The following is a 19,408-nucleotide window of genomic DNA, read 5'->3' as shown; positions in this document are numbered from 1 at the left end:
CTATCGATCACCTACCTAATGAATTGCTGCTTCCTATCTTAAAGGAGTGTGTCACACCTCCTTTATTTAGCGTTTGTAAAAGATGGCAAGAGCTGTTAGCTATAGAAATCTTGCCCTCCCTTTACAAAAAAATAGCTGCTATTCATGGCATCAATGGAAATGAAAAGCTACAAACTCGCCTTTTGGACAAGATCTATCAATTAGACTCTAAACGGGCGACTTCAGAGAAAGTTTATCGAATCTTTAAGCAAGTTTTTACCTTAGCTAAATCTCTTTCTCCTTTAGAATTTAAAAATAAAACGGAAGAAAAAAGATATTTAACCCTCGCTAACTATTCCTCCTATCTCTTAAACATTAATCGCCTGCTCATCTGGAAAAAAATTCCTGGGGGAAAGGAATACTTAGCACAAGAAGAAATTAATTCATTATCTTTAGAAGAAAAAGGTAATCTTTTCAGTCAATGGCTTGCTAACAGTTGCCAAAATGTTAGGCTATTAGATTTATCCGGCTTAGGTTTGACTTATTTGCCCCCCGAAATAGGCATGTTTCCTGCTCTTGCTTCTCTTAATTTAAGCTACAATCAGCTGACCTTTCTTCCTAAAGAAATAGGACAATTGACCCAGCTGGAGGGGTTTTATTTAAGCCGTAATCGCCTTATCTTTATACCAGAAGAAATAGGTCAGCTTTGTCATCTTCGGACGCTTGATTTAAGTGACAACCAACTCAGTAGGCTCCCTCCAGAGATAGGAAAGCTTTTTAAATTGGTAAACCTTTATTTAAGCTTAAACCAGCTTAATTCCCTTCCCTCGGAAATAGGCCAGCTGTTTTTGCTAAAAGATTTTAACTTAAGCCAAAATTGTCTTAAAAGCCTTCCTGCCGAGATAGGGCAGCTCACTCATTTAGAAGCATTTTATTTAAGCCAAAACTCTCTCACTTCTTTGCCTAAAGAAATAGCTCAGCTATCTCGTTTGCAAAAGCTTGATGTAAGTCAAAACCAGCTGAACTCTTTTCCTTTAGAGATAGGAAAGCTTTTTAGGCTCGAATGGCTATGCTTAAATCATAATAGATTGGATGTCCTTCCTATAGAAATAGGCCAATTGACTCAGCTACAGCGGCTTGATCTAAGCAAAAATCAGCTTAAGTCTCTTCCTGGAGAAATAGGGCAATTAGCTCGATTGAGGACGCTTAACTTAAGCCGAAATCAGCTAACCTCCCTGCCTACAGAGATAGGCCAGTTGGCTCAATTATATGGTCTTAACTTGAGCCAAAACTATTTTGCTATTCTTCCTGCGCAGCTATGGCTACTAACACAGCTAGAAGAGCTTTGCTTAAGTCAAAATAAGCTTGTCTCCCTACCTGCGGAAATCGATCAACTGAATCAGTTGGAAGAACTTTATTTAAGCCGCAACCTTCTTATCTGCCTTCCCCCTAATATAGGAGATCTTCCCAAGCTAAAATGGCTTCATTTAGACCATAACCAGCTCAACTCCCTTCCTGTTGAGATAGAAAAGCTATCTCCATCTTTATATGAGTTAAATTTAACGGGAAATCCTTTTAAAACTATCCCTGAGAAGATTAGGCAGCATTTTCAACTGTAGAGGCTTTGCTTTTTTAGAAGAAAAATGCCTTCTCACATTTTGTTTAACTATCCTTAATAGTGGAGGCTAAGCATGCTGCTCTTCTTTCTCTTCTCAATTCTATGGATATATAGGGGGTATTAAGAGATTGCCGAGGCTTGGAGCCCGCAGATTAAGATTGGATAGTGAAGGTAAAAAAGAATAGTTTGTCTGTATAGAAGATAGGAGTGAATAAAATGTGGGTGAAAAAGGTGTATTTTAGGCTAGATAATGTGATCGGGTAAAAGCTTCTTTGTTGCTTGTATCTAAGTAACCCATTTTTTTCTATTAAATAAGCTAGCTTATTGATTAAAAGCTCGCTTGATTAACATTAAAGTCATACTTTCAAATTTAGGTCCATGAAGATACGACGATGACCTGAGGAAAAGGCCAGCTGCATCAGCGTTTCATGAGTGAGCCAGGTATGATCCCTAATAGGCCTTTCATACGAAGATTGAAAAAGTACGGGCTTTAAACTAGCTTGATATCTTGTAAAAGAGTGATTAACTTGCGGAAGCTCTTTTATATATTGAGTTTCTAAAGACCATTGCAAAAATATCTCTTCCTGAAGGCGCTGATAGCTCCAGCCCAAAGGAGAGGTTTCAAAATAAGGAAATTCATGCAAATCAGACATGATTTTACCTTTCTGTCCTCGTTTGACAAGTAATTTATCTCCAAATATAATGATAGGGACCGCACGATAGAGATAGCTTGTTTCCACTTTGGTGGATTTAAAGGGTAATTGCTGAGCTGTACCATTTCTATAGCCCTTACAGCTAGATCTTAAAGGACATTCCATACATTTAGGCTTTTTCTTACATACCGTTGCCCCAAGTTCAATGAGAGCTTCATTTTGAATCCAAGCCTCATCCTCAGGAAGGATTTCTAGAGCAATTTTACGTAAATTATTCACGGCTTTATTTTTAGCAAAATCCTCTTTAATTTCAAAATAACGGGATAAGACGCGAATCACATTGCCATCAACAGCTGCAGCACGTTGGCGAAAAGCAAAACTTAAGATGGCCCCCACGGTATAAGGGCCTAATCCTTTTATTTTTTTTAATTCCTCTTCATTAGAAGGCAGTTGCCCCTGATGATGGGTTACAACATATTGAGCAGCTTGATGTAAGCTTCTTGCTCTAGAATAATATCCTAAGCCTTCCCATAATTTGATGACCTCATCAAGGTCTGCTTCAGCAAGGGAAGCTATAGAGGGAAAGCGCTGCATCCATCGATGAAAGTAAGGAATAACTACGGAGACTTGTGTTTGCTGCAACATGACTTCCGATACCCAGACAGCATAAGGAGATGGCTGATGACGCCAAGGAAGAGAGCGTTTCTCAGATAAGAACCATTCTTTAAGTCTTTTAAAATCAATTGAATACATAAAACCTAATAAAATATGCATTTTTCCAATAGAAAAAATGATATTATACGTGATGAGCTTAATGAGGTAAAGATGATAGACGAAGCATTAAAAATGGCCATGAGCGCTCTCGTAAATGTTTTGCGTGAGTTGCTAGCCAATATGGAAGAAGAGCAGTATGCTATTATGGCGCAAAATGCTCCAGCTTTTCAAGTGATCATGAATAGTAGAGAGCCCCTTCTAAATTCTATGCAAGCTTTCAGAGGTGCAATGGTGCAGGAAATCAATAAGTTAAAAGACCTTCATCCCGAGCATGCTGATTTTGAAAGCGATCAAGAGAGGCTAAAAAATTTGGCTCGCTTGGCAGGCGCTGATAACATTGAGCTGTTAACTCTGCGGGATCAAATTTTAGCTCTTTCCGAGCAGATGGAAAAGCAAAATACCTATAATAAACTACTTTTAGGCAATCAGCAAAATGAGTCTGATCCTGAAAATTATTCCCATCAATACAAACCTCGACTAGCCGCTAGGGTTAAGCCTCAAAAGATTTCTGGTCTCCCTAAGCAGATTCTTCAAACAATAGAAAGAGCAGCCGAGGAAAATTAAAGCTTTTAGATAGGTCTTTAATTTTTTAAGAAACAATCCATAAGTTAGTTCATTTAAAGTTTATTGTAATAAAGCTTAGCTTTTGAAGGTTGAGAAGACAGGGTTAAGCAAAGTTATGCCTGTTACGCTTTTAACACCGATAAAAGTTAGGTGTTTTAGCAAAAAAGTTAATGAAAACTTTAAAAAAAGCTTTTTATCAAAGGATATCTACCAGCTGATGCTCAAGATTTTGTTTAACAGCATACTGCTTTTCCCATGGCTCAGTAAATAAAGCAATCGGCCGATTGTAACGGTCTTGGACGATTAAGCTGTTACTAGGTTTTTGAAAAGTTTTAATGTCACCCAGTAGCCAAGCACTGCATTTGTAGGGTAAGGAAGAGACCGCTGTGTCGACACCATATTCATCCTTTAAGCGGTATTGCATCACTTCGAACTGGAGCTGCCCCACAGCAGCAAAGATTAGCTCAGCGCCATATTCGTAAGGTTTAAGCAGCTGTATGGCTCCTTCTTCTGTTAATTGGTAAACACCTTTATCAAAGGATTTACGCTTGCCCACATCTTTGGGAGAAACATGCGCAAAAATTTCGGGTTGAAAATGCGGAATGGGTTTGAAGTTGAAACCTCCTCTAGTCGAAATGGTATCGCCTACGGAAAATACACCTGGGTTAATTACACCGATTACATCGCCAGCATAGCCCGTATCCACAATGGTACGTTCTCCAGCTAGCATGCCATGAGGGCGCGAAAGGCGCACTTCTTTAGCCGTACGATGATGCTTAACAAGCATGTCGCGTTCAAATTTACCCGAGCAAATCCTTAAAAAAGCCATGCTATCACGATGTTTTTTATCCATGTTAGCTTGTATTTTAAAAACATAGGCACTGAACGGTGCTTCCACAGGGTCGAGCGTTTTTTCTTCTCCATTGTTTAAGTTAACTAGGCGAGGCTGGGGAGGCGGGGCAAGATGGATAAAGGCATCAAAGAAAGGTTCAACACCAAAATTGGTTAAAGCCGATGCAAAAAATACGGGAGTCACGTTACCTGCTAAGAAATGCTTATAATCAAAAGGGTTACCAGCCATTTCTAATAATTCTAGCTCTTGCATTAAACTATGGTGGGCTTCTTCTCCCATGAGCAGAATAATTTCAGGGCTGTTAAGAGGATAACGAGCAATTTCAGCTTTTTGTGCGCCACCTACCGAGGTTTTTGCAAAAAGAAGCACCTGCTTTTCCAATCGATCGTATACGCCCTTAAAAGAAGCTCCGCAGCCAATCGGCCAATTAAAAGCTGTAGATTGAATACCTAGCACATTCTCTACTTCATTCATAAGGTCGAGGGGATCGCGTCCAGGCATGTCCATTTTATTAATAAAGGTCAAAACTGGAATTTTGCGAAGTCGGCACACTTCGAAAAGCTTACGCGTTTGTTTTTCAACCCCTTTAGCAGCATCAATGACCATGATAGCACAGTCAGCAGCTGTGAGAGTTCTATAAGTGTCTTCAGAAAAATCTTCGTGACCAGGAGTATCTAAAATATTAATCAATGTCTCTTTGTAAGGAAACTGCATGGCCGAGGAGGTAATAGAAATCCCTCGTTCTTGTTCCATAGCCATCCAATCGGAAGCGGCAGCTTTGCGTCCTTTACGCCCTCGTACAATTCCTGCGGTGTGAAGCATACCGGAATAAAGCAATAGCTTTTCTGTCAGGGTAGTTTTGCCAGCATCAGGATGGCTGATAATGGCAAATGTCCGGCGTTTAAAAATCTCAGCTTGCAGGTCTACTTTATTTTCTAAGGGGCTCACATCTTTCCAGTAATTGTTTAGTTTAAAATGAATAGTAGTGTAACATATTTAGGTAATATAACCCAAACATCTTAAAGGAGGAAGTTACGATAAATTAGCTTGGTAGATGTTAGAGAAGCTACAGCTTTTTTTTTAATTAAAAAATTTAATAAAGGATTGTGCTGCTAGAGGCTTAAATTATTAAAAGCCTTCCCTGTTTTTTATTGTATTTTCAGAAAATAATTTATACAATTTTTTGCTATGAAAGTTTGCCAAAACACACGTTATGTCTTTATAGGGAGCCACCTCTTAAACGCCCCCTTGTGGGCGATGTATACTTTGCTAGTCTTTATCTTTTATAAAGATTTGCATGCCTCGCCTTTACAGATCACCTTGCTCATTAGTTCTAAGCCTGTAGTAGCTATTGCTTCATTCTATTGGAACTCTTTCGTAGAAAAAAGGCATGACTTATTGAAGAAGAGTATAGGATGTGCGAGTATGATAGGGCTTCTGCCCTGTTTTTTCTTCCCCTTTATCGATAATAATTGGTTTTATATCTTCGCTTTCGCTGTTTATATGATGGCCAGCCGAGCCATTATACCTGCATGGATGGAAATCCTAAAAATTAAAATTCATACCGAAGCAAGAAGTAAAATCTTTTCCGTGGGCTCTTCAATTAATTATTTAACCAGCCTTTTTTTTCCTTTATTTATCTCACGATGGATGGATAATAGTCCTGGCATTTGGCGCTGGGGATTTTTTATAGCAGCAGCGATAAGTTTATTGAGCAATTTTTTATTGGTTACTATCCCCCTGCCTAAAGAGGAGCCTCCTCATCTAAATGATAAACAGAATTTAAAAGATACCCTGGTGCAGCCATGGAGAAATTTTATAAAGCTAATGAGAGCACGCCCAGATTTTGCCCACTTTCAACTGATCTTTATGTGTGGAGGGCTAGGGCTTATGATTATGCAGCCAGCGTTACCTGTTTTTACGTTAGAAGTGCTACACCTTTCCTACACTGAATTAGTCATTGCTATCTCTGTTTGCAAAGGGATAGGCTTTGCGTTGACTACCCGTATATGGGCGTCATTTTTTAATAAGATAAACATTTATATTTTAACTTTTTTGATTTGTTTTTTAGCTACTTTATTCCCTATATTCTTGATAACAGCTAGCTTACATTGGATATGGGTGTACGTGGCTTATTTTGTCTATGGAACTATGCAGGCAGGCAGCGAGATGTGTTGGAATCTATCAGGGCCTAAGTTTGCTCGGAAAGAAAACAGTGCAGCCTTTACAGGCATCAATGTAGTGCTGGTGGGTCTTAGAGGATGTGTAGGACCTTTTTTAGGGGGTTATCTAGGATTTATTGCTAATTCCTATTTACCCTTGATAGTAGGAGGGTTTTTTTGCCTTTGCGGAACAGGGTGTGCGATATACAGTAGCAAGAAATATGTAGAAAAGGAGCTTTTGTCAAAACCTACTTAGAAAAATAGGGAGATATTTCCCTCTTATATTCGCAAGATAATGAGTTTCCCTCATAGGTTGTGGATTAAAAATTTAAGAGAAGATTAATATTCTTTTTGTATAAAAAGGTAGCACTTTTTTTCCAACCATGATAAATGCATTTTTTATCGAAGAAGAGGATGAGAAACCAAAAAGATTTTAAAAAAGAAAAAGGCCGGTAAATAATTTGCCCAAGGCCCTATTCCTTCCTTTCTCTAAGAAATATAGAGAAAGAAGGCTTGAGAAAAGGATGGGACCTGGACTAGATTGTTTTTTTTTAAGCCTCTTTTAAATGGTTGCTATTCTTTTTTTTAAGTAGCTGAAAAATTGCTCCTTGGCCTTTTATGCGCAACTTCTAGGCGGTAGAAGTTGAGAAATGACACTAATAAATAAGGTAAATTTAATGGAAGAAGATTGCACTTATAACTTCAATGTAAATCCCTTGGAAGAAAAGATTGCTACAGATACTTTAGAGCGTTATTCAGGCTCGACCGTGCAAGATTTTCAACCTTATCTGCTGCTTACTAATTTCCCTCGCTATGTTAGGCAATTTGCCAATGATCGGAATCTACCTATCCTAGAGGGATCTATGTTTTCTGTAGCTCACTCCCCAGAGGAAAAAGTAAGTATCTTGGATTTCAAAATAGGGTCTGCAGCAGCAGCTCTTATCATCGATCTTTGTGCTTTTTTGCCTATTCGTGCCGCTTTGCTACTAGGTATGTGTGGAGGCTTGAGAAAGCATCATAAGATTGGAGATTACTTCGTGCCGGTGGCAGGTATAAGAGGAGAAGGCACCTCGGATTTTTATTTTCCGCAAGAGGTGCCTTCGATGGCTAATTTTCTTGTACAAAAATGTGTAAGTAATGTTCTTGATCAACAAAATTCCACTTATCACATTGGCATTACCCATACTACGAACAAGCGTTTTTGGGAGTTTAACGAAAACTTTAAAAGCCGTTTAGAAAAAACACGTCCACAAGCGATAGAAATGGAATGTGCCACCCTTTTTATGGCTAGCTATTACCATAAGCTTCCCCTTGGGGCGCTTCTGCTTATTTCCGATCTGCCTTTAGGTAAAGATGGAGTGAAAACTAAACAAAGCTCCGAAAAAGTTTATCAAGATTATACGATCGATCATGTAGATAAAGGCGTGAAAATTATGCTTGAACTGGATGCGACCTTAAATCATCAAGCCAAAGGTGTTTTTCGAGGAGCAAGGCGCCGCTTTGAGTCACCTAAGATAGCCATCTCTGAAGTTTAGTTAATAAATGCTTTAAACTACACCTGCAAGGCAGGGTAGGGTGTTAGGGACTATCGATTATTAAGATCTTTTAGCAATTAAAATAATCTATAAATATTTTGTTTTATTAATATGATAGTAATCTGCATGGGCATAGGCATGGCAAATAAGCTCTGTGCTTTTTTTAAGGCGTCTGTAAGATGTCCGGCGTATACAAAGAGTATTGTCTATTACTGTATAGCAATTCTCTTTTGCCTGGCTAAAGCTTCTTAGTAGGGGTGTTTGCTAATAGTAGAAGCTGTTTTATCGCTGTTAATGCCATTGGCAGCATGTATGTATAAAGAGATATTTTCTTTTTTGAAGCTGATAACCTGCAAGGCAGCTTGCTTGAAATCTATTCTTAAGATGGCGACTGTTAATCTTAGGCTAGACGAATGCATGATTCTCTCTTATGCTAAATAACTCTCCTTGCTTTCCTCTGGATGAAAACTTGTCGCCCCTAAATGTAGGTTTTTATTTGGATGCCAAGCACTTTAATCGTTTGCAAAGTTATCCTAGTAAAAAGCTTAATCACTCCTATTCCAAATATCTTATCAAGTGTTCTAATTAAAAACATTCTTGCCAATCTGGCCAGGGAGCAGGTGCCTGCCTAATAAATGATCTAGCGGGTTGTCTTTAAAATATTCAGAATATAGGTAAAGAGCGCGGCTTACAAAGTTCAATTCATTTAAAATTGTGCATTTAACAGCTCGTCTATATGTTAAATGCTTATTCTTTGCCTTGTGGCCTGCTGCCTGATCCATAAAGCCAACTCACCCTATCTTCTCATATCTACTAAGCTATCCATCTTGAATAGTCAGCGTTTTGCATATCTATTTGCCTATCTCTTAATCTCATTATTTAGATTTAAAAAAATATTTTACTCGATGGGCTTTTAGAATTCCAAATTATAATTTTGCTAAGGAAGGTAAAGTAGCTCATCTACACTGAGTCCATTAACAAACTAGCCTTTTCTCCGGCAAAGTAACCAAATAGAGGGAGATGAAAAGGGGAAAGTAGAGCGAAAAATGGGGAACATACCTGTGTTCAGTAAGAGGTAAGGTGGCCATCTATGGATCTCATTCGCCTTTATGAGGGGTCTTTATTTGTTAGGATTTCCTGAGTGTATTGCGTTTACAAGAAGGCTGAGGAAAGGGCAAAATAAGGGGGTAACCCAGGAGGTGTATATGGGTGCTCATTCTCATACCAATCATGATAAAGTCAAAATGACTATAGAGTGTACCCCTGATGAAAGGGCGTACATCAAAATTTTAGCCGCTAAGGCTCATTTGAATCTTAGTGAATTAGTGCTTTCTTATCTTAGAAAGGATTTTCCTCGTACGCCCAACAAGGAGACCCTTGCAGCTATGAAAGAACTTGATGAGGGTGGCGGAATGGTTTACAAATCCATGGACGATTTTTGGGAAGATATGGGAGTTAAACCCAGTGCTAGATCTTAAGCCTTATAGTCGATTTAAAAAAAACTTAAAAAAATCTCCCGTTAGATGAAGCTGCAAACAAAAGTGTTAACAGATCTTAAGGCTGTCAAGATTAAAAGAGCTACGTATCCAAGCACAAAGGCTTAAGAAAAAGATTAAGAAAACCCTCTAGCTATAGGGAGAAAAAAGCTAATTAAATCTTCTTAAGAAAAAGAGTTACCAATGAAAATGTAATACACTTTCGAGCAACTTTTTATGTAATCATATTATTGATAAAAAGCTTGTTTTTACTGGTAGAGTTAGCCTGGAAAAAGGTTAATTTCTTTTTTGGTTATTTAGACATAGTTTCTTTAAAAAGTATAATCGGCTCTCTCAACTATCCAACATCATAGCTGATCATAGAGAAATAGAAATAAAAAATTTAGGCTTTGCTTAATGTGATAAGGTGAGGCAAGGCGAGTAAAAACATTAGCAAGAATTGAGAATTGCCAGTCTCGCTAGGCTTCTAAATTTCCGGGGCGGGTAGAAAGTCTAGATTAGCAGCTAACCATTCAATCTATTTTTATTGAAAGGCTGCTTAAAAAGAGAGGATAGAATTTGAGGTGATAAGCAAATGCGATCCTCTCTCATGAAGGGGCTGTAATAAACCTAAATATCTTATTGATCAGGCAAAAACTATAAAAATATTTCGCGTTGTTTAGATTGTTTCTTAACGATCCAACAGGCCAGGTATATTTTCAAAGAGTGCGCCTGCTGCTGTTACCCGGCTGGTTTAATTTTTTCTTGGCCATTTTTAAAGTACTTAGGGTTTATCATCTGGCCGGTTACAGCATTCCAATGGGTGATGGTAAGCGAACCATCGGGATTTTCCACCTGGATGGCATACACAGGTAGATATACTTCAGTGATGTGACGAATGCTGAAATCATGGCCAAAAGCACATTTAGCAACCCTTTCGATTTGAGAAGGGGTATACTTTTCAGAAACACGTTGAGAATAGTTGTAAGGTTTAGAAACCAACATTCTATTAAACTTTGTTTGAGGAGTCACAAGAATTTTAGGGTTTTCAAAATGCAGTTGCAAAAGGTTACCTTTACGTGTGATTAACTGCTTTTGGATAGCACTTTCAATCCATGGATTTACTACATCCGCTTCTAGTTGTAAATCTGCTAGCAAATCTTCTTTAGTGCGAATGCCATTAAATTTGGCTAAAGCGTTAAGTATTTTAAATTCTTCACGTGTGGCTTGTGCATTAATAGCATCTTCAAAACCATGAGTCCTTTCCCATGTCTCGGTATTTAGAACCATTTCTCCATCTGTTAAGCTCCATAAAATTACACCTTCGCGTGTTTTTTTATCGGCTGTAAATTTAACTTCCATCAGTAAGTAAGGATGATATTTATACTGGGGTTCTTTATATTGATAACTAGTATCCCCTAAAAGCTCTCGAGAATGAGCGTCCATAATTTGTTGGGGAGTATAGCGCGCCTCTAGTGTTTGAAATTCACCATTTTCTACATAGCGAGTCACTATATTTTTTACATCTCCCTTATTAGACCAGAGCCACCATCCTCCACCTAGAAGGATTAAAGAAATGACGAGGAGTTGAATTTTGCGCATGTTGCATCCTATTTTCTGTATGTGTTCGACTTAAAAAATAAAGATATTTTTGCTTACCTAAATTAATTAAATAAACAAGTAGCTTAAATCACTTATTCTTTCATAGATAATAAAAATTCCACATTGCTATTAGTTTTTTTCAGGCGGCCTAACACTAGATTCATCGCATCGTTGGGTGCTAGATCAGCAACGGCTTGTCGTAGTAAATAAACCTTTTCTAATTCGTTAGGATGGTAAAGAAGCTCTTCCTTACGAGTTCCACTCTTAATAATATCAATCGCTGGATAAATACGTCGCTCAGCTAAACGTCGATCAAGCACTAGCTCCATATTGCCTGTACCTTTAAATTCTTCAAAAATAACCTCATCCATACGGGATCCTGTATCAATTAATGCGGTGGCAATAATTGTCAGTGAACCTCCCTGCTCGATATTCCTTGCGGCGCCAAAGAAACGTTTAGGTTTATGTAAAGCATTAGCATCTACACCACCTGTCAAAATTTTCCCGGAATGAGGTTCTATAGTATTATAGGCACGGGCGAGTCTTGTGATAGAGTCTAGCAGAACAACGACGTCATTGCCATGCTCAACTAATCTCCTTGCTTTTTCGATAACCATTTCTGCTACTTGCACGTGTCTTTCAGGGGGCTCATCAAAAGTTGAAGAAACAACTTCTCCCTTAACAATTCTCTGCATGTCTGTTACTTCCTCAGGTCTTTCGCCGATCATGAGGACGATAACAATGACTTCCGGATTATTAATAGCTATAGCATTAGCAATATTTTGAAGAATAATCGTCTTACCTGTACGAGGGGGGGCTACAATTAGCCCACGCTGGCCTTTACCTATAGGAGCTGCAAGATCCAACACACGCGTGGATAGCTTATCTTTTGTTGTTTCCATGACCATGCGTTTGCTTGGATACAGAGCTGTTAAATTCTCAAAAAGAATGCGCTCGCGAGCTTTTTCTGGAGTTTTTCCATTGATTTTATCTACTTTGAGAAGAGCAAAGTATTTTTCTTTGTCTTTAGGAGGCCGAATAGTCCCAGAAAGGGTATCACCCTTTTTTAAATCAAAACGTCTAATCTGCGCTGGAGAAACGTAGATATCTTCTGCAGAAGGTAAATAATTATAGTTGGGGGATCGCAGAAAGCCAAATCCGTCAGGCAAAATTTCTAATACGCCTTCACCATACAAAATCTCGGCAGGATTTTCTGAGAGCGCCTTGACGATTTCAAAAACCATTTGAGATTTAGTAAGAGATCCTAGGTGTTTAAGGCCAATTTTTTTACTGAACGCGTTTAATTGGTCGATATTCATGCGCTGAATTTCAGCGATTTTAATTGTTTCGCCGGGGGGAACAATAGCTGTCGTGTTGATAGATGGGTGCTCTTGTTGATTCTCTTCGCCCTCTTCAAAGGTAGAGTAGTGCGTCTCTGAATGAGTGTTTTCTGGATCCATTTAAGAATCAGACTCCTAAATTTAATGGGTTAAAATGTTCATTAACTTTTTTGTTTCAATTTCTAAATCGTATAGGTTGCTATCGTTGACAATAACATAATCAGCCCTATGAGCTTTTTCATCGATAGACAGCTGCCTTGCTGAGCGCTTTTCATATTCTTCAATACTTTTTCCTGTAGCTTTTTGAAAACGCTTTTTACTTTTGTCTAAATCAGCTACGACACTAATCACCGTATCATAGAAATTCTCTAGCCTAACTTCAAAAAGCAAGGGAATTTCAGCTACAAATAATTTTTTTCTGTTTTCTTGTTGATTAGCTAAATCATAGTGTTTCTTAATTTCATCTTGAACTGCAGGATGCAGGATGTTTTCAAGAGATTTAAGTAATAAGGGTTGTTTGAATACCTTTTGTGAAATTTTAGAACGATCGATTTGATTATTTATGACTATATCGCTGCCAATTAGTAGAATAACGCGCTGACCGAGATTCGTGGTAGGGGAAAGCAGTCGGTGCACAATATCGTCTGCACTTACCACGTAAGCGCCAAACCTCTTAAAGAAATGACAGACTGATGTCTTGCCACACGAAAGACCGCCCGTTACGGCAACTTTAGACAATGCTAACATTCTTTCCAATTTTTGCCAATACTGATATCTACAATCAAAGGAACTTTTAATTTAAAAACATTTTGCATGATCTCCCGCACCATGGGTTCTATAGAGAGAATTTCAAAATCAGGAAGCTCAAAAATTAATTCATCATGAATTTGTATAACCATGTAGCCTAATTTTCTTTCTTTGTGAAGTCTTTCATTAATTTGTATCATAGCTAGTTTGATCAGATCGGCTGCGGTACCTTGGATAGGTGCATTGACAGCAAGCCGTTCTGCTGCTGCCCGGATCTGCATGTTTTTACTATTAATTTCTGGAATAAGTCTTTCGCGGCCCGTAAGAGTGACTGCTTTTCCTAATTTACGTACCGATTCTTTAACGGATTCTAGGTATTCTTTAACCTTGCTATATTGTTTAAAATACATCTCAATAAAAAGCTTAGCATCTTTGACATCAATCCCTAATGTTTGGGAAAGCCCAAAAGGGCCTTGGCCGTAAATGACTCCAAAATTTACTGTTTTAGCTTGATATCTCATCTCTTTTGTCACTTGTTCCAGGGGGACATTAAAAATTGCTGCAGCGGTTCTTAGATGAATATCTTGATTGCTTTGGAAAGCTTCTAGAAGGGTAGGATCTTCACTTAAATGAGCAAGAAGACGCAGTTCAATCTGCGAATAATCTGCAGCCAAGAAGCTCCACCCTGATTTTTCAGGTCGGAATGCTTGCCTTATTTGAATGCCCCACTCGGTGCGCACAGGAATATTTTGCAGGTTAGGATCTTGGCAGGATAGCCTGCCTGTAGCAGCTACAGATTGATTAAAGGTACAATGGATGCGATGAGTTTTAGGGTTAACTTCTAAGGGTAGAGTTTCTACATAGGTGGAGCGCAGCTTTTCTAGCATGCGATATTCCATCAATTTACTAGCAATAGGGTATTGATGTTGAAGAAATTCTAAAACTTCGGCACTGGTAGAATTGCCTGTGGCAGTCTTTTTGGGAGGCTGTATGCCTAGCTTGTTAAAAAGAATATCGCTCATTTGCTTAGGAGAGTTTAAATTAAATTCCTCTCCTGCCATTAAATAAATTTCTTTTTCAAGCACCCTAATTTGCGCAGTAACCTTTATGGAAAGATTCTTTAAAAATTCTTTGTCTAAATATATTCCTAGACGTTCCATCTTTAGCAAAACTTTAAGAAGGGGTAGCTCAATATTATCTAATAAAGAATATAATTTTCTTTTCTGCAGCTGCTTTTTCAATACTTTCTTAAGACGGCATGTGAAATCTACATCTTCACAGCAATAGGCAAAGACTTGTTCAATCGGCACTTCACGCATGGAGATTGCTTTTTTGCCTTTCCCGATTAATGAATGGATGGCTATCTTCACCTTACCAAAATATTCTAAAGAAAGGGTGTCAAGAGAATGTTGGCGCCTGTGCGAGTTAAGCAAATAAGAGGCCAAGATAGTATCAAAGGTTATGTTGGCCACTTGAATGCCGTAAAGGCTCAATACATGAAGGTCGTATTTAACATTGTGGCCATAAAAGCCAATAGAAGAATTTTCAAAAAGAGGTTTTAAAGTCTGAATTACTTTTTCAAGGCCCAGTTGACCATTGACAGGCACATACCATGCTTGTAAAGGTTGGTAACATAGACCTATGCCTACCAGTTCGGCTTTTAAGGCATGTATCGATGTCGTTTCTGTGTCAAAGCAGATTTCTTTTTGAAGCATGAGTTCATCTACAAGAGCGCTTAAGCTCTCTTCATCATCTACGCACTGATAGGATACTTGTTCTTCGCTTGCACTTAATCCAAGAGGGTTCGAGGAGGGTATTTCTTTTTCTAATTCTTTAAGCAAAGAGTTAAAGTTTTTACTGATGTAAAAGCTTTTTAGCTGCTCTTTCTGGCAGGAAATCAAGCGATAGAAGCTCTCTTCGCGAGGGATATTTACATGTGTGTTAACTGTAACAAGTTGCTTGCTAAGAAGAGCTTTTTCAGCTTCTTGAATGATGATTTCTTGTTTTTTTTTACCGGGAATTTCTTCTGGGTGGGCCAGGATGTATTCCAACGAGCCAAATTGCTGTAAAAGTGCTGAGGCAGTTTTGGGGCCAAATCCTGAAAGGCCCGGAATATTATCAGAGGCATCACCTGTTATAGCTAAAAAATCAATAATTTTATGAGGAGGCACTCCATAAGTTGCTTCAATTTCTTTGGCTCCCATGATTAGATTATCTTTAAAAGTATTAAGGATAAAGACTTGATCATTTACTAGCTGGCACATATCTTTATCGCTTGTGCAAATATAGGCCTTGGCTTGTTGTTGTTGAGAGGCCCATACTGCAATACTGCCCATTGTATCATCAGCCTCTACTTCCGGAATATTTAAAATAGGGATGCCTCGTAGCGCACAGTATTCTCTTGCCCATTGGATTTGATAAAGAAGGTCAGGAGGCATATCTGGCCGATGGGCTTTATAGTCTGCATAGATACTGGCTCGTGCATTGATGCTGCGAGGGCCATCAAATACGGCTACTAAATGATAAGGCTTAAAATCAATAATTAGCTTTGAGACCGAACGAATAAAGCCAAATAAGGCATTAGTGGATTCTCCTTGGTGATTTGTAATATTTCGAATAGCAAAATAAGAACGATAGATATAGCCCGATGCATCAATGATATAAATGTCATTCATCACAAACCTTTTTAAGACCTTTAACTACTATTTTAGATGAGAGGAGTTTTGAATTTAAATGCAAACTTTAAGTGAAGGAAAGGAGATTCCTTAACATCCAATTAATTTTGCATTTAAATTTTATCTGAAGCAAATGGCCACTTAAATTACTTAGGTATAAGGGCTTTAAGGACGAAACATATATTGAAATTGGCCTAATAATTTAGGATCATAGGCAGGTGAAATTTGCAATTCATGTTTTATAGGACCATTCCAAGCTTTTAATTGCGTTTTAAAAATTTCGCTAATCCATGTCTCTTTTTGCATTTGAACTACACGATAGTTCTGAGCTTCAATACTCATTTGCTTAGCAAGCTGGGAGATAGCTTCGTTTAAAGTTACGCCGCTTTCATCGATATAGCCTAATTCCTTAGCTTGCTGAGCAGGAAAAATTTTGGCTCCATACTCCTGAATTAGTTTGGCTTTATCCAACTGGGGGCGGTTAGTGGTCATGATATTTACAAATTCGTTGTAATAGTAATCGATAAGTTCTTTATAATTGTCTTCTTCACCCGCATGCCATGGCCGTAAAGGATTTAAGCCATCTTTACCCTTACCAGCATAAAGAGTTAAGGAGTGAATTCCTAGCTTCTCAAGAAGTTGCGAAATATTGAGGACGGAAGGAGCTATTACGCCAATGCTACCGATAATGCTCGTATCAGTTGCAAGAACCCTATCTGCAGCTGCTGCAATATACATACCTCCTGAGGCGCACATGCCATCCACAAATGCATAGATAGGAACATTATATTGATGTTTGTAAGCTTTAAGAGCCCGATAGATACCATCCGCATCAGTTACCGTCCCACCTGGTGTTTGTATGTGCAGTAAGATGCCTTTAACCAGATTGTTCTTAAGGATACCTTCACGTGATTGAATTAACATTTGACTAATATGATGTTGATCTAATTTATCTAAGCCCACAATCCCGTTAATATTAATTTTTAAAATGACAGGTTGATTAGAGAGCGTTTCTCTTTTTCCTTCAGCGTTAGCTAAAACTTCAACGTTATAATCCTTTATAGGTTCGGTAGAGGTAGAGGTATTAAAAGCACTCATGCCAAAAATGATCAGTAAAATGGCTAGGCAGCCTCCTATTACGGTACATAAAGCAATTAGAAAGGCACGTAGTGCTGATTGAATGATAGAATCTTTCATTAAACTTTTCCTGTTAATATTTTTATTCAAATTTTAAAGGGATTTACTTGTTGAACAAGCCAGCTGGTAGCGTGTGCATAAACTAGATAAAAAATCCCATAGAACAAGTAGAGTACGCTCGACAGAGGTGGCGATTAAAGCTTCATTACTTTTATTTGCATAGTTTCCCAGTAGCTTCCTTTCTACAGCAGCATGTTCTTTATCAGCTTCTATGTGTACTGAAAAATATTTCCAATGGCCGGGTTCTTGCATGCCGTAATGTTCTTTTAAACCTTTAATTTTTGAAAGGCATATAGAGGGTATTTGGCTCTCATAAGCATACAAACAAGCAATTCCTTCGGCGGTGCTAGAGTTTTTGCAGCTTTTCATAAATGTATGAATTATTGCTTGCATACTTGGAGAGGGATGATGGGCCTCTATTTCTTCAGAGCTGGCACCTAATTGCTGCGTAAAGCACCTCCACAAATCCGGATGGTTAGGTAAACCTGCTTCCTCTTCAATTAAATTATTAAGAAGATGGCGCCTTGTGTCGGCATCTTCTGTCTGTGAATGAAGAGCGGAAAGGTAACGAGGAAATGCTTTTACATGATGATAATATTCTTTAGCATATTCTACCAAGCACTCTTTAGATAGCTCTCCTCGGCTCCATGCTTGATAAAAAGGATGATTAAGCAAATGTTTATCTTGAATTTGATGATCAATTTTCTCTAAAAATTCTTGTGTCATGGAAACCCTCTCATTTAACAGAGCAGAGTAATAAAAAAAACAATTTAAGCAAACAAAAGACTTATTTTCAAATTCTAAATTCTTTATTATTTAAGCCATTATGCAGCTAGACAAAATACATTCTTTAATTCAAGAGCTTTTGCAAGAAAATAGCTTTTTACAGGCCATATTAAGTTCTCCGCGAGATAAAAATTTTTCTCAGAAAATTACCATTCGCCCTGTTTCTATTAAAAATAATTGGAGATTGCAATTCAGCCATCAGCAAAATCAAAAGGTTATCCATAAAAATTATTCGGTAGAAGAAGGAACAGAAAAAATTCTTGAGGCTTTAAAATATTATAAGCAAGCTCTTTTTTGTACCGCCTCTAAAGATTATCAAATACTTATTAGTAAAAAAGGCGAGGCCACTGTCCTTTATAAGCCTGCCAGTAAAAAAGCTACTCCTTTACCCACCCACAACCGTTCCAAAAATTATCTTCTTAAGGAAAATGAACTCATTCCTTTCTTGCAAGAACTAGGTGTGATCTCTAACTTGGGAAAAGTTTTGCCGGGAAAACGCGATAAATTTTGTCAAATCAATCGTTTTTTGGAAATGGTCCAGGATATTGTGCCTTATTTTGCTAAGGATAAAACTTTGCAAATCGTTGATTTTGGATGTGGCAAAGCTTATCTAACTTTTGCACTTTATTATTATTTACATTTTCAACTCAAGTACAAGGTGCAAATTACAGGATTAGATTTAAAAGCTGATGTTGTAGTCCAATGCCAAAATTTGGCCCATAAATTAGGATTTACTCATCTGCGTTTTATACAAGGGGATATCAATGCTTATACGGCAAATGAATCTATAGATTTAATGGTCTCATTACATGCTTGCGATACAGCTACCGATGCAGCTTTAGAAAAAGCCGTGCGCTGGCAGGCGCAAGTAATTATGGTAGTTCCTTGCTGCCAACATGAGTTATATAAACAGGTGCAATGTGAAAGCTTAGAACCTCTTTTATCCCATGGCATATTAAAAGAACGTTTTTCTGCTTTAGTGACTGAGGCAGCACGCGCCAAGCTATTAGAAATTTTAGGCTACAAGACGCAAGTTATCGAATTCATAGACATGGAACACACTCCCAAAAATCTATTAATTCGTGCGATTCGGCAATCAAACAGCAAAGCTCAGCATGCTGAGCTTTTAAAGCAATACTATCAGTTTAAAAATACTTTAGAAATAAAACCTTTTTTGGAAAAATGTTTTATCCAGGATTTAATGTTTTAATAATAAATTAATGTTAATTTATTTTGAATTTAAATAATTATAAGGCCTTGTTGCGTAAATGACCTAATAGTTGGTCTGTTTAAAAGCTTATCAGGTTAGTACCCATTGTCCTTGGGGCATTCCAAGTGCTGTCATCTTGTTCATCGCCAAAGATTTAGCATATAATTCTGCCCGCTGATAGTCTAGCTTCCTAGAGCGAAAATCTCCTCCAAAGCTTCTTTTAAAGCGGTACATTGCC

Annotated in this window: 14 protein-coding genes and 1 pseudogene; 6 read left to right on the top strand and 9 right to left on the bottom strand. The window is 38.0% G+C overall.

The features are described from left to right. A pseudogene (locus NEOC84_RS02205) lies at positions 1-1,598 on the top strand (leucine-rich repeat domain-containing protein); the annotation flags it as partial. Between the two features lie 355 nt (positions 1,599-1,953). Here NEOC84_RS02205 and mutY read toward each other — a convergent pair. Then, entirely contained in the window at positions 1,954-3,003 is a 1,050-nt protein-coding gene (gene mutY / locus NEOC84_RS02200) for an A/G-specific adenine glycosylase (protein WP_166154875.1), read from the bottom strand. Between the two features lie 72 nt (positions 3,004-3,075). Here mutY and flgN point away from each other — a divergent pair, with 72 nt between their 5' ends. Then, positions 3,076-3,588: a flagellar export chaperone FlgN gene (gene flgN / locus NEOC84_RS02195; protein ID WP_166154873.1), complete on the top strand. Its 513-nt coding sequence runs from the start codon at positions 3,076-3,078 to the stop codon at positions 3,586-3,588. A gap of 196 nt (positions 3,589-3,784) precedes the next feature. Here the strand turns inward: flgN and NEOC84_RS02190 are convergent, their stop codons facing one another. After that, a complete protein-coding gene (locus tag NEOC84_RS02190) occupies positions 3,785-5,389 on the bottom strand; it encodes a peptide chain release factor 3 (protein ID WP_347566625.1) in 1,605 nt (534 codons plus the stop codon). A 240-nt stretch (positions 5,390-5,629) separates the two neighbouring features. On the opposite strand from NEOC84_RS02190, the gene NEOC84_RS02185 reads away from it, so the two are divergent. Both NEOC84_RS02185 and NEOC84_RS02180 read left to right on the top strand, forming a co-directional pair. Then, positions 5,630-6,859: an MFS transporter gene (locus tag NEOC84_RS02185; protein WP_166154871.1), complete on the top strand. Its 1,230-nt coding sequence runs from the start codon at positions 5,630-5,632 to the stop codon at positions 6,857-6,859. 421 nt (positions 6,860-7,280) lie between these two features. After that, positions 7,281-8,138, top strand: coding sequence for an AMP nucleosidase (locus NEOC84_RS02180; protein ID WP_166154877.1), 858 nt, complete (start codon positions 7,281-7,283; stop codon positions 8,136-8,138). A 248-nt stretch (positions 8,139-8,386) separates the two neighbouring features. Here NEOC84_RS02180 and NEOC84_RS02175 read toward each other — a convergent pair whose 3' ends face one another. Beyond that, positions 8,387-8,557 (bottom strand): hypothetical protein, encoded by a 171-nt coding sequence (locus NEOC84_RS02175; protein ID WP_166154869.1) that lies wholly within the window; start codon positions 8,555-8,557, stop codon positions 8,387-8,389. 786 nt (positions 8,558-9,343) lie between these two features. On the opposite strand from NEOC84_RS02175, the gene NEOC84_RS02165 reads away from it, so the two are divergent. Continuing rightward, the gene (locus NEOC84_RS02165; protein WP_166154865.1) at positions 9,344-9,616 is read left to right on the top strand and encodes a hypothetical protein; all 273 of its coding nucleotides are present in this window, start codon (positions 9,344-9,346) and stop codon (positions 9,614-9,616) included. A gap of 738 nt (positions 9,617-10,354) precedes the next feature. Here the strand turns inward: NEOC84_RS02165 and NEOC84_RS02160 are convergent. The 6 genes from NEOC84_RS02160 to NEOC84_RS02135 all read right to left on the bottom strand — a co-directional run bounded on the left by NEOC84_RS02160 (position 10,355) and on the right by NEOC84_RS02135 (position 17,900). Next, on the bottom strand, positions 10,355-11,215 hold the full coding sequence (locus tag NEOC84_RS02160) for a hypothetical protein (RefSeq protein WP_166154863.1): 861 nt from the start codon (positions 11,213-11,215) through the stop codon (positions 10,355-10,357). A 92-nt stretch (positions 11,216-11,307) separates the two neighbouring features. Beyond that, positions 11,308-12,675 (bottom strand): transcription termination factor Rho, encoded by a 1,368-nt coding sequence (gene rho, locus NEOC84_RS02155; RefSeq protein WP_166154861.1) that lies wholly within the window; start codon positions 12,673-12,675, stop codon positions 11,308-11,310. A 21-nt stretch (positions 12,676-12,696) separates the two neighbouring features. Beyond that, positions 12,697-13,302 carry a dephospho-CoA kinase gene (gene coaE / locus NEOC84_RS02150; protein ID WP_166154859.1) on the bottom strand — a complete coding sequence of 202 codons (606 nt, stop codon included), beginning with the start codon at positions 13,300-13,302 and terminating at the stop codon, positions 12,697-12,699. After that, on the bottom strand, positions 13,296-15,977 hold the full coding sequence (polA, locus tag NEOC84_RS02145) for a DNA polymerase I (RefSeq protein ID WP_166154857.1): 2,682 nt from the start codon (positions 15,975-15,977) through the stop codon (positions 13,296-13,298). Before polA ends, coaE begins: the two co-directional genes overlap by 7 nt. A 165-nt stretch (positions 15,978-16,142) precedes the next feature. Continuing rightward, positions 16,143-17,174: a S49 family peptidase gene (locus NEOC84_RS02140; protein WP_166154855.1), complete on the bottom strand. Its 1,032-nt coding sequence runs from the start codon at positions 17,172-17,174 to the stop codon at positions 16,143-16,145. A gap of 33 nt (positions 17,175-17,207) precedes the next feature. After that, complete coding sequence (locus NEOC84_RS02135; protein ID WP_166154853.1) at positions 17,208-17,900, bottom strand: CADD family putative folate metabolism protein; 693 nt, start codon at positions 17,898-17,900, stop codon at positions 17,208-17,210. A 100-nt stretch (positions 17,901-18,000) separates the two neighbouring features. Between NEOC84_RS02135 and NEOC84_RS02130 the strand changes: the two genes are divergently transcribed. Further along, positions 18,001-19,170, top strand: a complete 1,170-nt coding sequence (locus NEOC84_RS02130; RefSeq protein WP_166154851.1) for an SAM-dependent methyltransferase — start codon at positions 18,001-18,003, stop codon at positions 19,168-19,170. Positions 19,171-19,408 lie beyond the last annotated feature (238 nt).

Origin of the sequence: Neochlamydia sp. AcF84, from assembly GCF_011087585.1 — a bacterium.
Lineage (GTDB): Bacteria > Chlamydiota > Chlamydiia > Chlamydiales > Parachlamydiaceae > Neochlamydia.
This window is presented reverse-complemented; position numbering and strand designations above follow the sequence as displayed.

What these genes read in the sequence shown, in the direction of transcription:
- mutY (WP_166154875.1), bottom strand. Translation starts at nt 3,003, where the DNA reads ATGTATTCAATTGATTTTAAAAGACTTAAAGAATGGTTCTTATCTGAG.
- flgN (WP_166154873.1), top strand. Translation starts at nt 3,076, where the DNA reads ATGATAGACGAAGCATTAAAAATGGCCATGAGCGCTCTCGTAAATGTT.
- NEOC84_RS02185 (WP_166154871.1), top strand. Translation starts at nt 5,630, where the DNA reads ATGAAAGTTTGCCAAAACACACGTTATGTCTTTATAGGGAGCCACCTC.
- NEOC84_RS02180 (WP_166154877.1), top strand. Translation starts at nt 7,281, where the DNA reads ATGGAAGAAGATTGCACTTATAACTTCAATGTAAATCCCTTGGAAGAA.
- NEOC84_RS02175 (WP_166154869.1), bottom strand. Translation starts at nt 8,557, where the DNA reads ATGCATTCGTCTAGCCTAAGATTAACAGTCGCCATCTTAAGAATAGAT.
- NEOC84_RS02165 (WP_166154865.1), top strand. Translation starts at nt 9,344, where the DNA reads ATGGGTGCTCATTCTCATACCAATCATGATAAAGTCAAAATGACTATA.
- NEOC84_RS02160 (WP_166154863.1), bottom strand. Translation starts at nt 11,215, where the DNA reads ATGCGCAAAATTCAACTCCTCGTCATTTCTTTAATCCTTCTAGGTGGA.
- rho (WP_166154861.1), bottom strand. Translation starts at nt 12,675, where the DNA reads ATGGATCCAGAAAACACTCATTCAGAGACGCACTACTCTACCTTTGAA.
- coaE (WP_166154859.1), bottom strand. Translation starts at nt 13,302, where the DNA reads ATGTTAGCATTGTCTAAAGTTGCCGTAACGGGCGGTCTTTCGTGTGGC.
- polA (WP_166154857.1), bottom strand. Translation starts at nt 15,977, where the DNA reads ATGAATGACATTTATATCATTGATGCATCGGGCTATATCTATCGTTCT.
- NEOC84_RS02140 (WP_166154855.1), bottom strand. Translation starts at nt 17,174, where the DNA reads ATGAAAGATTCTATCATTCAATCAGCACTACGTGCCTTTCTAATTGCT.
- NEOC84_RS02135 (WP_166154853.1), bottom strand. Translation starts at nt 17,900, where the DNA reads ATGACACAAGAATTTTTAGAGAAAATTGATCATCAAATTCAAGATAAA.
- NEOC84_RS02130 (WP_166154851.1), top strand. Translation starts at nt 18,001, where the DNA reads ATGCAGCTAGACAAAATACATTCTTTAATTCAAGAGCTTTTGCAAGAA.